Source organism: Alcanivorax profundi (assembly GCF_003597125.1).
Lineage (GTDB): Bacteria > Pseudomonadota > Gammaproteobacteria > Pseudomonadales > Alcanivoracaceae > Alcanivorax > Alcanivorax profundi.
In genome coordinates this window covers 1-619 of record NZ_QYYA01000059.1, presented here as the reverse complement: position 1 = coordinate 619, position 619 = coordinate 1, and the positions used below count along the sequence as shown (strand labels likewise).

The window sequence follows — 619 nt, the reverse complement described above, 5'->3', positions numbered from 1 at the left end:
AAGACATATGGCCGAAGGTCAGACGAAACAACTACAAAGTCGATCATCGACCTCCTGCCTAGGGTGTCCTGGTGCCACGTGCACTGATGGGCACCCTTATGCTTGAACATGGTGTTTGTTATGGACAAACTGTGACTAGCACAGAAGTCCAATAACAGAACACCACTCGGGTTCAGATCGGGGGGGCCGTTCCTCCCAATCACGCCCCTCCAAGTATCACTGTCGCTGCCCACGTGAGCGTTGAAGTCCCCCAGTAGAACGATGGAGTCCCCAGTTGGAGCACTTTCAAGCACCCCTCCCAGAGACTCCAAGAAGGCCGGGTACTCTGCACTGCCATTCGGCCCGTAAGCACAAACAACAGTGAGAGACCTATCCCCGACCCTAAGGCGCAGGGAAGTGACCCTCTCGTTCACCGGGGTAAACTCCAACACATGGCGGCTGAGCTGGGGGGCTATGAGCAAGCCCACACCAGCCCGCCGCCTCTCACTGCGGGGAACTCCAGAGTAGTGGAGAGTCCAGCCCCTCCGCCTGCCGACCCGATGGCCCCTTTTCTGCCGTTCCAGATCCGGCCGCTGGAAGTGGCCGACCTGAACCGTCTGCTCGGCGTCTTCCGCGATGC

The 619-nt window shown here is 59.0% G+C and carries 1 protein-coding gene and 1 pseudogene; one reads left to right on the top strand and one right to left on the bottom strand.

Going from position 1 to position 619, the window contains the following annotated elements; all coding sequences use genetic code 11:
• A partial coding sequence (locus D4A39_RS19045) for an endonuclease/exonuclease/phosphatase family protein (protein WP_497707268.1) occupies nt 1-467 on the bottom strand: 467 nt, incomplete at its 3' end.
• On the opposite strand from D4A39_RS19045, the pseudogene D4A39_RS19040 reads away from it, so the two are divergent.
• Nucleotides 432-619: pseudogene (locus D4A39_RS19040) on the top strand (hypothetical protein); the annotation flags it as partial. The gene D4A39_RS19045 and the pseudogene D4A39_RS19040 overlap by 36 nt on opposite strands.